Below are 251 nucleotides of genomic sequence, written 5' to 3' on the forward strand. Positions count from 1 at the left end.
CGTGCAGTCAATGAGCAAATGAATATGGTCGCTATCACTTTCCATTTGCACAATCGCAAAACCATGTTCTTCCGCAATCTGATGTAGGATTTCTTTTAACCTTGTATCTATGTCGCCAACCAACACCAACACCTTGTGACGGTATTTCACACACCACACCACGTGATATTGAATGGAGTACACATATCCTCTGCCACGTTTCACTTCTGCCATGTGGTTCACCTCAATAATAGCGCAACATATATCAGAGG

The 251-nt window shown here is 43.0% G+C and carries 1 protein-coding gene; it reads right to left on the reverse strand.

Going from position 1 to position 251, the window contains the following annotated elements; translation table 11 throughout:
- Positions 1 to 213: IS200/IS605 family transposase (gene tnpA, locus K1I43_RS15555; protein WP_220382711.1), on the reverse strand; the 213-nt coding region annotated here is incomplete at its 3' end.
- Between the last annotated feature and the right edge of the window lie 38 nt (positions 214 to 251).

The organism is Anoxybacillus sp. ST70 (assembly GCF_019553625.1).
GTDB classification, from domain to species: Bacteria; Bacillota; Bacilli; order Bacillales; family Anoxybacillaceae; genus Anoxybacillus; species Anoxybacillus gonensis.